The 13,305-nt window shown below is 61.7% G+C and carries 12 protein-coding genes; all 12 read right to left on the minus strand.

Annotation, left to right across the window (positions count from 1 at the left end):
- Positions 1-126: 126 nt before the first annotated feature.
- Positions 127-1,809, minus strand: a complete 1,683-nt coding sequence (locus OGM81_14060; protein UYJ43423.1) for a phospho-sugar mutase — start codon at positions 1,807-1,809, stop codon at positions 127-129.
- Between the two features lie 607 nt (positions 1,810-2,416).
- Positions 2,417-2,839 (minus strand): response regulator, encoded by a 423-nt coding sequence (locus tag OGM81_14065; GenBank protein UYJ43424.1) that lies wholly within the window; start codon positions 2,837-2,839, stop codon positions 2,417-2,419.
- A gap of 178 nt (positions 2,840-3,017) precedes the next feature.
- A complete protein-coding gene (locus OGM81_14070; protein UYJ43425.1) occupies positions 3,018-4,541 on the minus strand; it encodes a YifB family Mg chelatase-like AAA ATPase in 1,524 nt (507 codons plus the stop codon).
- Between the two features lie 15 nt (positions 4,542-4,556).
- Positions 4,557-5,360 carry a VanW family protein gene (locus OGM81_14075; GenBank protein UYJ43426.1) on the minus strand — a complete coding sequence of 268 codons (804 nt, stop codon included), beginning with the start codon at positions 5,358-5,360 and terminating at the stop codon, positions 4,557-4,559.
- A 12-nt stretch (positions 5,361-5,372) separates the two neighbouring features.
- Positions 5,373-5,900, minus strand: coding sequence for a YqeG family HAD IIIA-type phosphatase (locus OGM81_14080; GenBank protein ID UYJ43427.1), 528 nt, complete (start codon positions 5,898-5,900; stop codon positions 5,373-5,375).
- A complete protein-coding gene (locus tag OGM81_14085) occupies positions 5,893-6,567 on the minus strand; it encodes a hypothetical protein (GenBank protein ID UYJ43428.1) in 675 nt (224 codons plus the stop codon). The genes OGM81_14080 and OGM81_14085 overlap by 8 nt, the downstream gene beginning before the upstream one ends.
- A 2-nt stretch (positions 6,568-6,569) precedes the next feature.
- Positions 6,570-7,628 (minus strand): glycosyltransferase family 4 protein, encoded by a 1,059-nt coding sequence (locus OGM81_14090; GenBank protein UYJ43429.1) that lies wholly within the window; start codon positions 7,626-7,628, stop codon positions 6,570-6,572.
- Between the two features lie 11 nt (positions 7,629-7,639).
- Positions 7,640-8,863, minus strand: a complete 1,224-nt coding sequence (locus OGM81_14095) for a glycoside hydrolase family 3 protein (GenBank protein UYJ43430.1) — start codon at positions 8,861-8,863, stop codon at positions 7,640-7,642.
- 130 nt (positions 8,864-8,993) lie between these two features.
- Positions 8,994-9,995, minus strand: coding sequence for a DUF4340 domain-containing protein (locus tag OGM81_14100; protein UYJ43431.1), 1,002 nt, complete (start codon positions 9,993-9,995; stop codon positions 8,994-8,996).
- A 9-nt stretch (positions 9,996-10,004) separates the two neighbouring features.
- Positions 10,005-11,426, minus strand: a complete 1,422-nt coding sequence (locus OGM81_14105) for a GldG family protein (GenBank protein ID UYJ43432.1) — start codon at positions 11,424-11,426, stop codon at positions 10,005-10,007.
- Positions 11,427-11,439: 13 nt separating this feature from the next.
- Positions 11,440-12,303 carry an ABC transporter permease gene (locus OGM81_14110; GenBank protein UYJ43433.1) on the minus strand — a complete coding sequence of 288 codons (864 nt, stop codon included), beginning with the start codon at positions 12,301-12,303 and terminating at the stop codon, positions 11,440-11,442.
- Positions 12,304-13,287 (minus strand): ABC transporter ATP-binding protein, encoded by a 984-nt coding sequence (locus tag OGM81_14115; GenBank protein ID UYJ43434.1) that lies wholly within the window; start codon positions 13,285-13,287, stop codon positions 12,304-12,306.
- Positions 13,288-13,305: the final 18 nt, after the last annotated feature.

Genomic DNA, 13,305 nt, shown 5'->3' on the forward strand with positions numbered 1-13,305 from the left:
CCTTCGAGGGGAGCTCCCGCCGCCAGGCGGGTGAGGGGCGGCTACTTTAGCGTGTGGCCTTACGGGAGCCACCCCTCAGTCAGCTTCGCTGACAGCTCCCCTCAAGGGGAGCCTTTTATTTAACTTTTACGCCAGCAGCGGCTTGCAGGCTTCGGCCAGCTTTTCCTTCTGGGCTTCGGCCTCGGTCAGGTCTTTGCCCTTGGTGGTGAAGTAGGTCTTGATCTTCGGCTCGGTGCCGGAGGGGCGCACCACCACGGTGGCGCCGCTTTCCAGCGTGTAGATCAGCACGTTGGCGGCGGGCAGGCCGGTCTCCTCGGGCTTCTTGTAGTCCACGACCTTGACGACCTTGTCCCCGGCGAAGTCCTTCGGCGGGTTGTCGCGCAGGTTCTGCATGATGCTGGCCATCTTGTCCATGCCGGACAGACCCGGGAACTCGAAGCTGTCGACCTTGTTCAGGTAGCGGCCGTATTCAGCGTAGATACGCTCCAGTTCTTCCTTGATGGAGGAACCCTTGGCGCGGTAGTAGGCAGCCATCTCGCAGATCAGCATCGAGCCGATGATGGCGTCCTTGTCACGCACGTAGGGACCGGCCAGGTAGCCGTAGCTCTCCTCGAAGCCGAAGATGAAGCGGTCCACCTCACCGGCGGCCTCCAGCTTTGCGATCTGGTCACCGATCCACTTGAAGCCGGTCAGCACGTTGCGGCACTCGACACCGTAATGCTCGGCCACCTTGTCGGCCAGCGGGGTGGAGACGATGGACTTGCACATGACGGCGTTCTTGGGCATGGTCCCCTGCTCGATGCGGCCCGCGCAGATGTAGTCCAGCAGCAGCACGCCCACCTCGTTGCCGGAGAGCAGCTCATAGCTGCCGTCCTTGCACTTGACGGCAATGCCCACGCGGTCGGCGTCGGGGTCGGTGGCCAGCATCAGGTCAGCGCCGGACTTCTTTGCCAGCTCCAGGCCGAGGCGCAGGGCCTCGAAGATCTCGGGGTTGGGGTACGGGCAGGTGGGGAAATTGCCGTCCGGCTTCTCCTGCTCGGGCACGACGGTGATGTCGGTGATGCCAATGTCCTTCAACACATGGGTGACGGGCACCAGACCGGAGCCGTTCAGCGGGCTGTAGACCAGCTTGAGGCCGGCGGTCTTGCAAATGCCGGGGCGGATGGAGCGGGCCTCGATGGCGGCGTACAGGGCGTTGATGCAGTCGTCACCGACGTACTCGATCAGGCCCTGGGCCATGCCGTCCTCAAAGGAGATGAGCTTGGCGCCGGTGAGGATGTCAGTCTTCTGAATTTCGGCATACACGATGTCAGCGGCTTCATCGGTCATCTGGCAGCCGTCCGGGCCGTAGGCCTTGTAGCCGTTATACTTGGCAGGGTTGTGGCTGGCCGTGACCATGATGCCCGCATTGCAGTTGTAGTAGCGGGTAGCAAAGCTCAGGGCAGGCACGGGCATGAGGGCGCTGTAGATGCGCACCTTGATGCCGTTGGCGGCCAGCACCTCAGCGGCGGTCTTGGCAAAGACGTCGCTCTTGATACGGCTGTCGTAGCTGATGGCGACGGTCTGGCTGCCGCCCTGGGTCTTGACCCAATTGGCCAGGCCCTGGGTAGCCTGCCGCACGACGTAGATGTTCATGCGGTTGGTGCCCGCGCCGATGACACCGCGAAGGCCTGCGGTGCCGAACTTCAGGGCCACAGCAAAGCGGTCCTGGATGGCAGCGTCGTCGTCCTTAACGCTTTCCAGTTCGGGCTTCAGATCTGCATCGGCCAGGTCAGCCGCCAGCCAGCGGTCATACATTTCCTTATACATAAGTATATACACCTGCACTTTCTATGGTTGATACTATACTAAATATACCAACTTCTGTGCGGTGTGTCAATTGAATTTTGGCTATTTTTACCGATTTGTTGCTTTGGTTTTGCAGGGTGGCTTTCGTTCCGCGCCACCTTGCGGCGCTTCACTCGTTTTAACGGCTTTCTGCCTTTACGTGTTCCTTTTGGAGACCCAAAAAGAACCGAAAAGGTACCTGCTACTTCCGATAGCGCGCTGCCTCGCAACAGCGAGACTATTTTCGCTACCTTTTTTGGTCAAAAAAAGGTAGGCCTAATGGAAGAATCCCATAATAAAAGGCCCTGCCGCAAGGTAGGCAGGGCCGGGCAAGCAGCAAATAGAACAATTCTTGCACCCTATTTCCACCACTTTTTGCCCCTTATATACCCAATAACTGCAAAAGTGGTATACCACTTTCTAACCACTTTTACAGTTTAATAAGTGGTTAAATATAACTTAGATATGTAATTTTTATAACCACTTATTGAGTTATTCAGTTGTATAAGGGGCGCAGGTGCTTTTCCCAAAAACTTATCGCAAAATAAATGCGCCCCACCATCCCGGCAGGGCGCATTGCTTGTTTGCTTTATTCACCGGTCTCCTCTTCCAACACATGGGTGATGGTTTCAAGGTCGATCGGCTTGGGGATATAGCCGCTCATGCCCGCATCGTAGCACTTTTTGCGGTCGGCGGCAAAGGTGTTGGCCGTCATGGCAAAGATGGGCACATCGTGGTCGGGACGGTCACTGGCGCGGATACGGCGGGTGGCCTCCACGCCGTCCATCACCGGCATCTGCATGTCCATGAACACCGCAAAATAGCTGCCGGGGGCCGTCTTTTCAAACATTTCCACTGCCTTCTGCCCGTCCTCGGCCCAGTCCACTTTCAGACCAATGCTTTGCAGCAGCTCCACGGCGATCTCGGCGTTCAGGGCATTGTCCTCGGCCAGCAGTACCCGTTTGCCGGTAAAGTCGGCGGTGGTCTCCCCCGTCTTGTGCGGTGCCAGCACGGCGGCGCGCTGGGCGTCGTCCGCCTCGGCAAAGGGGATGCTGACGACAAAGGAGAGACAGCACCTTTAGCTGCTGCTATTTCTTTGTCTCTCCCCCACCCGCTCCGCGGGACTGCTTACGCAGCCGAACCCCTCTGTCGCTTCGCAACATCTCCCCGCAGAGGGGGCCAGACATGCTCTACATCGCTTTTCTATCCAGCGCCCGATATTGCAGTGCTTCGGAAATATGCGCGGTGTCCACCTGCTCGCTGCCGTCCAGGTCGGCGATGGTGCGGGCCACCCGCAAAATGCGGTCGTAGGCGCGGGCGCTGTATCCCAGGCGCTCAAACGCCGCGCGCAAAATTTGCTGGGCTTTGGGGGTCATGCGGCAGTATTTTCGCAGTGCGGCCCCCGGCAGCTGGGCGTTGCACCGCACGCCGGGCAGGTCTGTGCAGCGCTCCCGCTGCACCTTGCGGGCGGCGGTAACGCGGGCGCGGATGGCGGCGCTGCTCTCTCCCCCGGCCTCGGCGGCCAGAGCCTCGTACTCCACAGGCATGGCTTCCACATGCAGGTCGATGCGGTCCAACAGCGGGCCGGAGATGCGGCGGCGGTACTGCTCAATGGCGCTGGGCGTGCAGGTACACTCCCGCGTGGGGTGACCCAGGTAGCCGCACTTGCAGGGGTTCATGGCGGCAGCCAGCATGAACTGGCAGGGGTAGCGGGCGGTGCCGTGTACCCGGCTCACCGTGACGGCGCCGTCCTCCAAGGGCTGACGCAGCACTTCCAGGGTGTCGCGGGAAAATTCCGGCAGTTCGTCCAAAAACAGCACACCGTTGTGGGCCAGGCTCACCTCACCGGGGCGCGGGGTCGACCCGCCGCCCGCCATGGCGGCGGTGCTTACGCTGTGGTGCGGGCTACGGAAGGGCCGCTCTTTCAAAAGCCCGCTGCCCGCAGGCAGCAGCCCGGCCACCGAGTAGATGGCGCTGGTCTCCAGCGCTTCCTCATAGGTCAGCGGCGGCAGGATGCCCGGCAGGCGCTTGGCCAGCATGCTTTTGCCCGTGCCCGGCGGGCCGACCAGCAGTAAGTTGTGCCCGCCTGCGGCGGCGATCTCCAGCGCACGGCGGGCTTCGGCCTGGCCGCGCACATCGGCCATATCGGGGCCAAGCCAGGTACCCGCTTCGTCAAAGCCGCCGGGGGCGGCCGGGGTGATGGCTTCTTCCCCGCAAAGATGGCGCACCACGTCGCTGGCCATGCGGGCCGGGTAGACGGTCAGGCCTGCGGCCTCGGCAGCTTCGGCGGCATTCTCTGCCGGAAGGAACAGTTCAGTCACGCCCAGGGTCACAGCCGCCAGCGCCATGGGCAGCACGCCGGTCACAGGGCGCAGCGTGCCATCCAGGCCCAGTTCCCCCAAAAAGGCCTGATGCGGCGCGGGCACGGGCAGAACGCCCTGGGCGGCCAGCAGGCCCACCAGTAAAGGCAGGTCGTACACAGGGCCGGTCTTGCGCACATCCGCCGGAGCCAGGTTGATGGTAATGCGGCTGGACGGCCAGGGGTAGTGCAGGTTTTTGACGGCACTGCGCACCCGCTCGCTGCTTTCCTTCACGGCCGAGTCCGGCAGGCCCACCAGCGTGAACTGCGGCAGCCCGCTGGAGAGATCGGCCTCGACCTGCACCACATACCCCGCCAGCCCGCTCAGCCCCAGGCTCGTGACCTTTGCAAACATTTTGGCGTCCCCCTTTTATCGTATCTGTTCTTTCGGGATCAACCCGTAATCATACATGACTTCCGAGTGGTTATCCAGCACCAGCTCTTTCGCCACCACGGTGTCTCCGTCCAGTGTTTCTTTGTAAATCTTCGATACACGGTAGTATTTGTCACCCTCCTGCTGGAAGTAGTGTCCCTCCTCCACGATGCGGTAGGTGTACGGCAGCGGGTGCTCGCACCGCAGGGCGGCGTACAGATTGTCCGCATCGCACCAGAGCAGCAGCTGGAAGGTTTGGTCGGTCTCGTTTTTGAACCGGTAGTCGCCGTTGTTGTAAAACACCGAGGTACCGGAGCTGAAGGGCACCCGCGCGCCCTCATCGGGGGCCAGCGCGTCGGAGTGCTTATGGAACTCCGTCACCGTCAGGGGGCTAAGCAGCACCACCCGGTGGATGGTATTGGCCAGATTGCACAGCCCGCCGCCGATACCCGGCAGCAGATGGTTGCGCACCAAAATGCGGCCATCCCGATAGCCCTTGCGCTTGGTGGTCTTGCCTACCAGATGCCAGAACGAGAAGGTCTCCCCCGGGCGGATGAGGATGCCGTTCATCCGGGCGTTGGCAAGTTTGATGTTGACAGCCTTGTTCTCCTGCAGCACCGGGTCAATGCCCTTGCCCCGCTTGATGAGGTGGGAGCTGCAGTCCGCCACCAGACAGGGCAGCGGCTCGCTCTGCCGCGTGTCCGCATAGCGCTCATGGCGCAGGAAATTCTTGATATGTCGTTTGATAATTTCTTTTTGCAGGGCGATCTTATAGCAGGTCGGGCTGATATCGCAAAACATGGTATGCACCTCTTATTTTTGGATATTCCCCAAGCGGTCCCGCCAGCGCGGATTTCTGCGCCAGCAGGCCATGATGTACTTTTCCAGCACCCGCTTTTTGCCGTAGTGGGTCTCCTGCGGCAGGCGGATGAAATCCACCAGAATGCTGGCCATCCCGCAGCGGTTCGCGCCCCGGATATCCCGGAACACCTGGTCCCCGATGCAGACGACCTGCTCCACCGGCAGGCCCAGCATCTTGGCCCCACGGCGGTAAGCGGCGGGGTCGGGTTTGCCGGCCTCGGCGATATAGGGCACGCCGATATGTTTATTAAACCGCTGGATACGCTCGGCGGAATTGTCCGAGAGGAGCAGCGTTTTCATTCCCATGGCGTCCAGTTCCCGGAACAGCGCTTCCACCTTAGGGGTCGCATCCACGCCGTGGTGGACCAGCGTGTTGTCAATATCAAACAGAATGCCCTTATACCCCAGCGCCTGCAGTTTGGCATAGTCGATGGCAAACACGTTGGGCGCCCAGTCCCAGGGATACCAGCGCTCAAGCATGGTCGGCCTCCATATACGCGCAGACAGCGTCGATCTGGGCGGCGAAATCGTCGCCGAACACATGGTCAAAAAAGGCGCTGCCGATGGTAAAATAGGCAGCCCCCGCCGCGCGGATCTCCGCCAGCCGGGCGTAGCTGTTCACGCTGCCTGCAATGCACACCGGCCCCACCGCCGCCGTCAGCGCACGGTTCAGCGCCGGGGCATCGCCGGTGTAACGGTAGCCCAGCAGGTCAATGCCGTAAGTGCCTTGGGCCAGGCAGCGCTTTGCTTCACAAACCATCTCTTCCGCCGTGCCTTCCAGCACCGAGGGCCGCCCCGTCACCTGCCCCACAAAGGGCATGTACCGCAGCCCGTGGGCCCGGCAGTAGGCGTTGACGGCCTCCGAAAAGACGGTGCCCAGCAAAAAATCGCACCCGCAGGCCGCAGCCATCTCGGCCCCGCGCAGGCACTCGGCCTCGGTGTAAGCCACCACTTCCAGGCAGGTCTGCTTGCCGCAGGCTTTCATGCGGGCAAACAGGTCCCGCATCTCGGCAAAAGGCAGGCCCGCCTCTTTAAAGCCCCAGTACCGCGCGCGGGTATGCTCGCACTTGGCAAACACCTCCGCCGCCTGCGGCACCGTCACATCGTTGTACGTCAGCATCACGATCAATTCGGGATGAGTGTTCATACTTATGCCTTCTTTAAAATGTCCAACAATTTCTCCGCACTCTTCTCCCAGCTGTACTTTTCCAGCAGCAGCTGCGGATCGGCTTTGGGTGGGGTGGTGTCGTCCACGTTGCCGGGGTTGGTATCCAAGTCAATATACCCCGCACAGTCGCCGTATACCTCCCGCATGCAGGGCGTGTCGCTGACCAGGATCTGCTTTGCCCCGCAGGCCACGGCCTCCAGCGGCGGGATGCCGAACCCCTCGTACAGGGTCGGGAACAAAAACGCCCGGCAGTTGGCCATCAGGCTTTTGGCTTCGCCATCGCTGACATAGCCCAGGTAGACTACGTTGGGCAGGTCGGCCAGACCCAGGCGCCCGGCTTCCTCGGCCAGGCTGCCGCCGCCCGCGATAGCAAACATTGCATCGGGCTTGGCCTTGGCGGCCCGCAGCACCCAGGGGAAGTTCTTGTTTTTCAGCAAGTTCGCCATGCTGAAATAGTACCCGCCCTTTTGCAGCTGCGGGTTCCTGGCAAACACGCCGTCATCGGGCGCGATGCGCTGCATCTGCTGCCAGGCGTTGTAGACAACATCCATCTTTTCCGGCGGCACACCGTAGTATTTGTGGATCTCCGCCTTGGAAAATTCCGATACCGTAATAATGCGCTCGGCCTTTTGGGCAATGCGGCGGTACTGCAGGCAGTGCCACGCGGCGCTCAGCCGGTCGCGGCGGGTGTCCCTATAAAAATCCTGCCGGGCGCGGTAGCAGACATCGTGCACCACCGCAATGCCGGTAAACCCGAACCACGGGATGACGTTGCAGGTAGCCAGCCCCTTGGCGCTGCGCCGTTTCAGGTAGCACGGGTAGTCCAGCTGCTGCCAGGCCAGCCCCTGCCGGGTGCCGAAGGGCACCACCTTTATATTTTGGTACGCCGGGGCTTTTACCTGCGGCGGCACCACAAGTTCCACCAGCCCTGCCGGGGCCATCTCATCCAGCGCGGCCAGCAGTTCGATGGAATAGCGCTGGATACCCGAAATGCGCTGGGCAAAAAACGAGCCGTCCACGGCCCAGACGGTTTGCTGCATGGCAGCCTCCCTTATGCGCAGAATTGCGCTTTCATACGTAAAATTTTGTTAACGCTCAGGTCCAGCCGGTCCTCGCTGAGGGTGCCATTCTGCACGGCCGCCAGCACAGCATCGTAGGCATCGGCCAGGCCGTCGGGCATCAGCAGCACGTCGCACCCGGCCTGCAAAGCCTGCACAGCGGCTTCGCCGGGGGTGTAGCTGTCGGTGATGGCCCCCATGGCCAGCGAGTCTGTAACGATAAGCGTGTTCTCCGCATCCGGCACCAGCGCAATGGCATCGGCACAAAGCGTTGCGGGTAGGTCGCCGGTCAGCTCCGGCACCACGATGTGCCCCACCATCACGGCATGGGGGCCAACCTCGGCGGCGGCCTCAAAAGGCAGCAGCTCGCAGGCGGTCAGTTCCTCCACCGTGCGGTAGCTGTAGGCCAGGCCGGTGTGGCTGTCCTCGGCGGTATCGCCGTGGCCGGGGAAATGCTTGAAGGTGGGCAGGATTCCCTCGCCCGCCAGTCCCCTGGCCATGGCCGCCGCGCAATCGGCGGCTTCGGCGGCGTCGGACGAAAACGCCCGCGTGCCGATGATGGGGTTATCCGGGTTGGTGTTCACGTCGGCGTCGGGGGCGAAATCCATATTGAAGCCGTAGGTACGCAGGTAGCCGCCAATGGTCTGCCCCATGGCACAGGCGGCGTCGGCACCCTCGGCTCCCACGGCGGCGGCGCTCTCATACCGGGGCAGGTCGAAGGTATCTTTATTGGCCAGCCGCGCCACCGCGCCGCCCTCCTCGTCCACCGAGATAAACAGTGGGATGTCGGAGGCCTCCTGCAGGGCCGCGTTGAAGGCGGTGATCTGTTCCGGGTCCACGATGTTTTTGCCGAATTGGCACACGCCGCCCACGGGATACTTTTGCAGCGCGTCCCGCATGGCGTCGGTCAGCTCGGTCACGCCGTCCGCCTTGGCGTCGTCGATTTGCTCCTGCGGCAGGGTCAGATCCAGGGAATCCGGCCGGATAATGAACAGCTGGCCGACTTTTTCTTCCAGCGTCAGGTCGGCGGCGGTCAAGGTCGTTTCCGCTGCGGGCGTCGGTTCGGGCGTTGGTCCTGCCTCGTCAGCAGGCAGGTCCACCACCACCGGGCGCTCGGTATTCATAGGCAGGGTCACAGCGCTCTTCCCCGTTGGCTGCGCCCCGCAGGCACACAGCACCCCCGCCAGCAAAACAGGCCAAACAAACCACTTTTTCATAAGCAGATACCCTTTCTGTCGCTTTTGTTCATTGTACCATATTCCCAGCAAGGGGGCAAGAGAGTTACATCCGGGTATAAGGGGGTAGGTGTGAAAAAGGCTCCCCGCAAGGGGAGCCAATTCTCATAATTCAGTGTTCCGCCACCACATCATCGGCGGCCGCCGTTTCCTTTGTCGAGGTATCCAGCAAACTCTCCTTCGTCACAGCAAAGGCGTCCTTGTGGGCAGCCTTTACCTCGTAGACAATGCCGGGTGCCCCATCGCTGGCCAGATAGCACAAACTCGTGGTGGTCGTGCTGCCGGTATCCGTGTCGTCCGCGGCATCGGGCACCAGATCACCAAACCGCACGGTCAGCTGCGTGCCGTCACTAAACGCCAGCACCGCCGTCACATCCGACGCATCCAGCCCGTAGGTGCTGTCCGCTTCCGGCATGGTGATGCTCCACTCGGTCTGCATCTCGCAAAGGGTGCTTACCATCCGCTTCACCGCGCTCTGGTCCAGCGCATAATCGGCATCATCGGCCAGCTGCCAGGTGCCCTCGTTCAAAACGAACTGCAAGTCGCCCACCGTCAGGGCGGTCACATCGTCGCTGGTCTTGTCGGTCAAACTCTGTGCCGCGTACAGGCTGCGGGGGGCCTTGCATAGATTGTTCAAATCGCTTTTGGCCACGGTGTACACGCCGCCCGCGTCATCGTAGACGTAGTACACGCCTGCCACATCGTTGAGCTGATCCACCGTCAGCGTGCGGGTCGTCTTTCCTGCCTTCAGGGTAAATACCATGGCCGGGGTGTCGCTCATCGCGGGGATCTCGCCCAGCTCACTGTCCTGCAGTTGGCGGGCAGCGGTCAGGTCAGTGAACTTCTCCACCAAACTCTGCACGGCGCTCTGCTCCAGCGGCAGGGTCGGGTCGGAGTCCAGCATCCAGTTGCCCTCGCTGCCCTTGAGCAGCGTCACATCCACATTGTTGCCGGAGTAGGCCAGCTCGTCCACATCCCCGGCGGCAAAGTCCACCAGCGGGATGCCGGTATCTTCCTCCGCCTCATTCTCGCAGGTCAGCACTGCCAGCAGCACGCCCAGCAGCACAGCCCCCGCCGCCAGCAGCACCAGCGGCAGCATTTTTTTACGGTTCATGGGGTCTCCTTATCTTCTGCGCCGGATCACGCAGATCACAAGCCCGGCCACCACACACACGATGGGCAGCACAATGGTAAACAGCAGCCCCAGCACGATGATCATGTTGTTGGGCACGGTCAGGCTGGCGGCGCTCAGGCTCTTGCCGCTGATGACCGCGGTGGTCTGCTCGCCGTCGAACCAGTTGACGATGCTGCCCAGCAACTGGGCATTGCCGCCGGACACGCTCTGGTTGATGGTGCCCTGCAAAAAGTTGGGGCAGTTGATCCACACCACGCGGGTGCCGGTGGTGGTGTTCTCGGCGGCCAGGGCCACGTCAAAGCTGCCTTCGGGGTCGGTGTCGGCCTTCTGGGCGGTCTCGGCGGTGGCGTAGCCTTCCATCGAGTAAGCGGTCGAACTGGTGGACAGCAGGCTGGTAAAGGTGTAGTCACCATCCTCGTGCTTCACGATGCCCTGGGCGATGGGGGTGTACACCATCATGTTGCTGCCCACACCGGCGGTGATCTCGTTGCTCTGCACCGTCGGCAGCAGGTAGGTCTGGGGGTAGCCGTAGGGGTAATGGTTGGCGTCGTTTTCAATGAGCAAGCCCGCTTGGTGGGTCATGCCGCAGCTTTCCAAAATGGCATCCAGGCGCGGGGTGTCGGTGGTAAAGTCGGTCACGACCAGCAGCTTGCCGCCGTTTGTTACGTAGTCGCTCAACAGGGCGGCTTCGGCCTCGGTCAGGTCGGCCAGGGGCGCGTTCAGCAGCAGGCTGTCGGCATCGGCGGGGATGCTGCCCGCCGTGGTCAGGTTCAGTTCCTCGGTGGTCACACCGGCGTTGGTCAGCGTGTCGGTAAAATCGGTGTCCAGCGCCAGTTCGCCGTGGCCGGTCAGCTGGTAGAGCTTATAGGCCGTGGTGCGGCTGACCTGGGCCAGGGCGCTTGTCAGGGCGTTTTCGGCTTCAAAGGTGTACTGCTGGCTGCCGCTGGTGTAGTAGTTCTCAATGTCCAGCTGGTACATATCGTTGTAGCCCACCACACGGTAGTTATCGCCGCAGCTCAGAACGACCGAGCCGGTGGCCGCGCCGTCGTACTGCTGGGCAAAGGTCGGGTACAGCACCGGGTCGCGCTGCTGCCAGCCGAAGTGGCTGCTTTCGTCGGCATAGCGGTCCAGCAGGCGGGTGATGTTGGTATCCTCCTGCCCAGACTCGACCAGGTAGTAGGCGGTGACATCGCTGTTCAGCTCGTGCAGCAGATTTTTCGATGTATCGCTTAACGTAAACAGGGACGAAGTGGAAATATCAAACTCGGTCCACTTGCTGGGCAATGCCTGCACCACCAGGTTGACCAGGATCACAAAGGCCAACACCACCACGGCCAGCACGGTGGCGTAGCTGCCGCTGCGCAGGGTGCGCTTGCTGCCCTGCAGGTTTTTCAAGTCAAACTTTTTCATGGTCAACGCCCCCTTAGTGCCAACGGCGGCGTTCCAGCGACTGCCCCGTCAAAAACAAAAACAGCGCGATCACCGAAAGATAGTACACGATGGCCGACACGCTGAACATGCCGCCCACTACGCCGTTGAACGGCTGGAACAGTGCCAGCGCTCCCAGCACCGCGTTAAAGGCCGAGAGCAGCCACGCCGGGCGCAGCTGGAACAGCACCACCAGCACCACAGCGCCCGCACTGAACACGCCCAGGCCAACCGGCAGGCTTTTGCAAAGCACACCCACCAGCACAGCCGCGATGAGCAGTACCACCAAAAACACGATGAGCGCCAGCAGGTTGCCGCTGGTGAACATGGTCTTGATGCCGTTCATCAGGTAGGCGATGAGCAGCGCGCCAAAGGTGGCCAGGTAGGCAATGATCTGGTTTTCGGTCAGCGCCGAGATCCAGGTCCCCACAGCCAGGCAGACCGCGCCCAGCAGCAGATACGCAAACAGTGCGCTGAACGCCGACACCAGCGACACCGTGCCGAATGCCGTCAAGATCAGCGGCATAATAACGGCCACGGTCAGCGGCAGGGCAAACACCACGACCTCGGCCAGGAACTTGCCCAGCACGATGCCGGGGACGCTGACCGGGCTGGTCAGCAGCAATTGGTCGGTCTTGTTGCGGCGGTCCTCGGCAAAGCTGCGCATGCTGATGGCGGGCAGCAGGAACAGCATGATCAGCGTAGTTGTGTACAAAACGGACGCAAAGTCCGACGAAGCGTACATCAGGTTGCGGTTGGTAAAGTACAGCCCCAGGAAAAACAGGCTGACCGCCGCGGTGACGTAGCCCACCATGCCGGTGTAGTAGCTTTTGGTTTCCCGTTTAAAGATGGCAGCCATTTATTCTGCCTCCTGTTCATTGGTTTCCGTTTCGGTCGTTTCGGTTTCTTCCGGCGCCTCGGTCAGCTGCAGGAACACATCCTCCAGGCTCATGCTCTCGGCTCTCAGATTCAGCACCGGGCAGCCTGCCTTGGCCAGTGCCAGAGACAGCGCACCGCGCAGGTCGGCGCCGCTCTCGCTTACGGCGGTAAAGCTGACCTCGCCGCCCTTTTCGGCGGTCACCCGCAGGTCGGTCAGGCCGGGCACGGTGGCGGCCGCAGCCAGCACGGCGTCCCGTTCGCCCTGGGCGGTGGCCGAGATGGTGCCCTTGGCGGCCAGCTTGCCGGCCAGTTCCTCGGGCGTGCCCTGGGCTACCAGTTTACCATGGGCAATGATGAGAACGCGGTCGCAGACGGTCTGCACCTCGCTTAAAATATGGCTGGACAAAATGACCGTGTGGGTCTTGCCCAGGTCATGGATCAGGTTGCGGATTTCGATCATCTGCGCAGGATCCAGGCCGACGGTGGGCTCGTCCAGGATGATGACCTTGGGGGTGCCCAGCAGCGCCCCGGCAATACCCACGCGCTGGCGGTAGCCCTTGGACAGGTTGCGGATCAGCCGCCCTTCCATCTCCTGCAGGCCGGTGCGGGCACAGGCGTTTTCTACAGCCGCGATGCGGTCGGCCTTTTTGCGGGTGCCCTTCAGCTCGGCCACAAACAGCAGATATTCCCGCACAGTCATATCCTGGTACAGCGGCGGCTGCTCCGGCAGGTAGCCGATGCAGGCCTTGGCGGCGGCGGGTTCCTCGGCAATATCATGGCCGTTGATGGTCACGGTGCCGTCGGTGGCCGACAGGTAGCCGGTGATGATATTCATGGTCGTAGACTTGCCCGCGCCGTTCGGCCCCAGCAGGCCGTAGATGCAGCCGTCCTCAACGGTAAAGCTGATGTCATCCACAGCGGTATGGCCGCCGTAGCGTTTCGTCAGATGTTCGACTTGAATCAAAATGCTCTCCCCTTTTTC

The sequence above is a fragment of the Oscillospiraceae bacterium genome, assembly GCA_025758045.1.
In the GTDB taxonomy this organism is placed as follows: Bacteria; Bacillota; Clostridia; order Oscillospirales; family Ruminococcaceae; genus Gemmiger.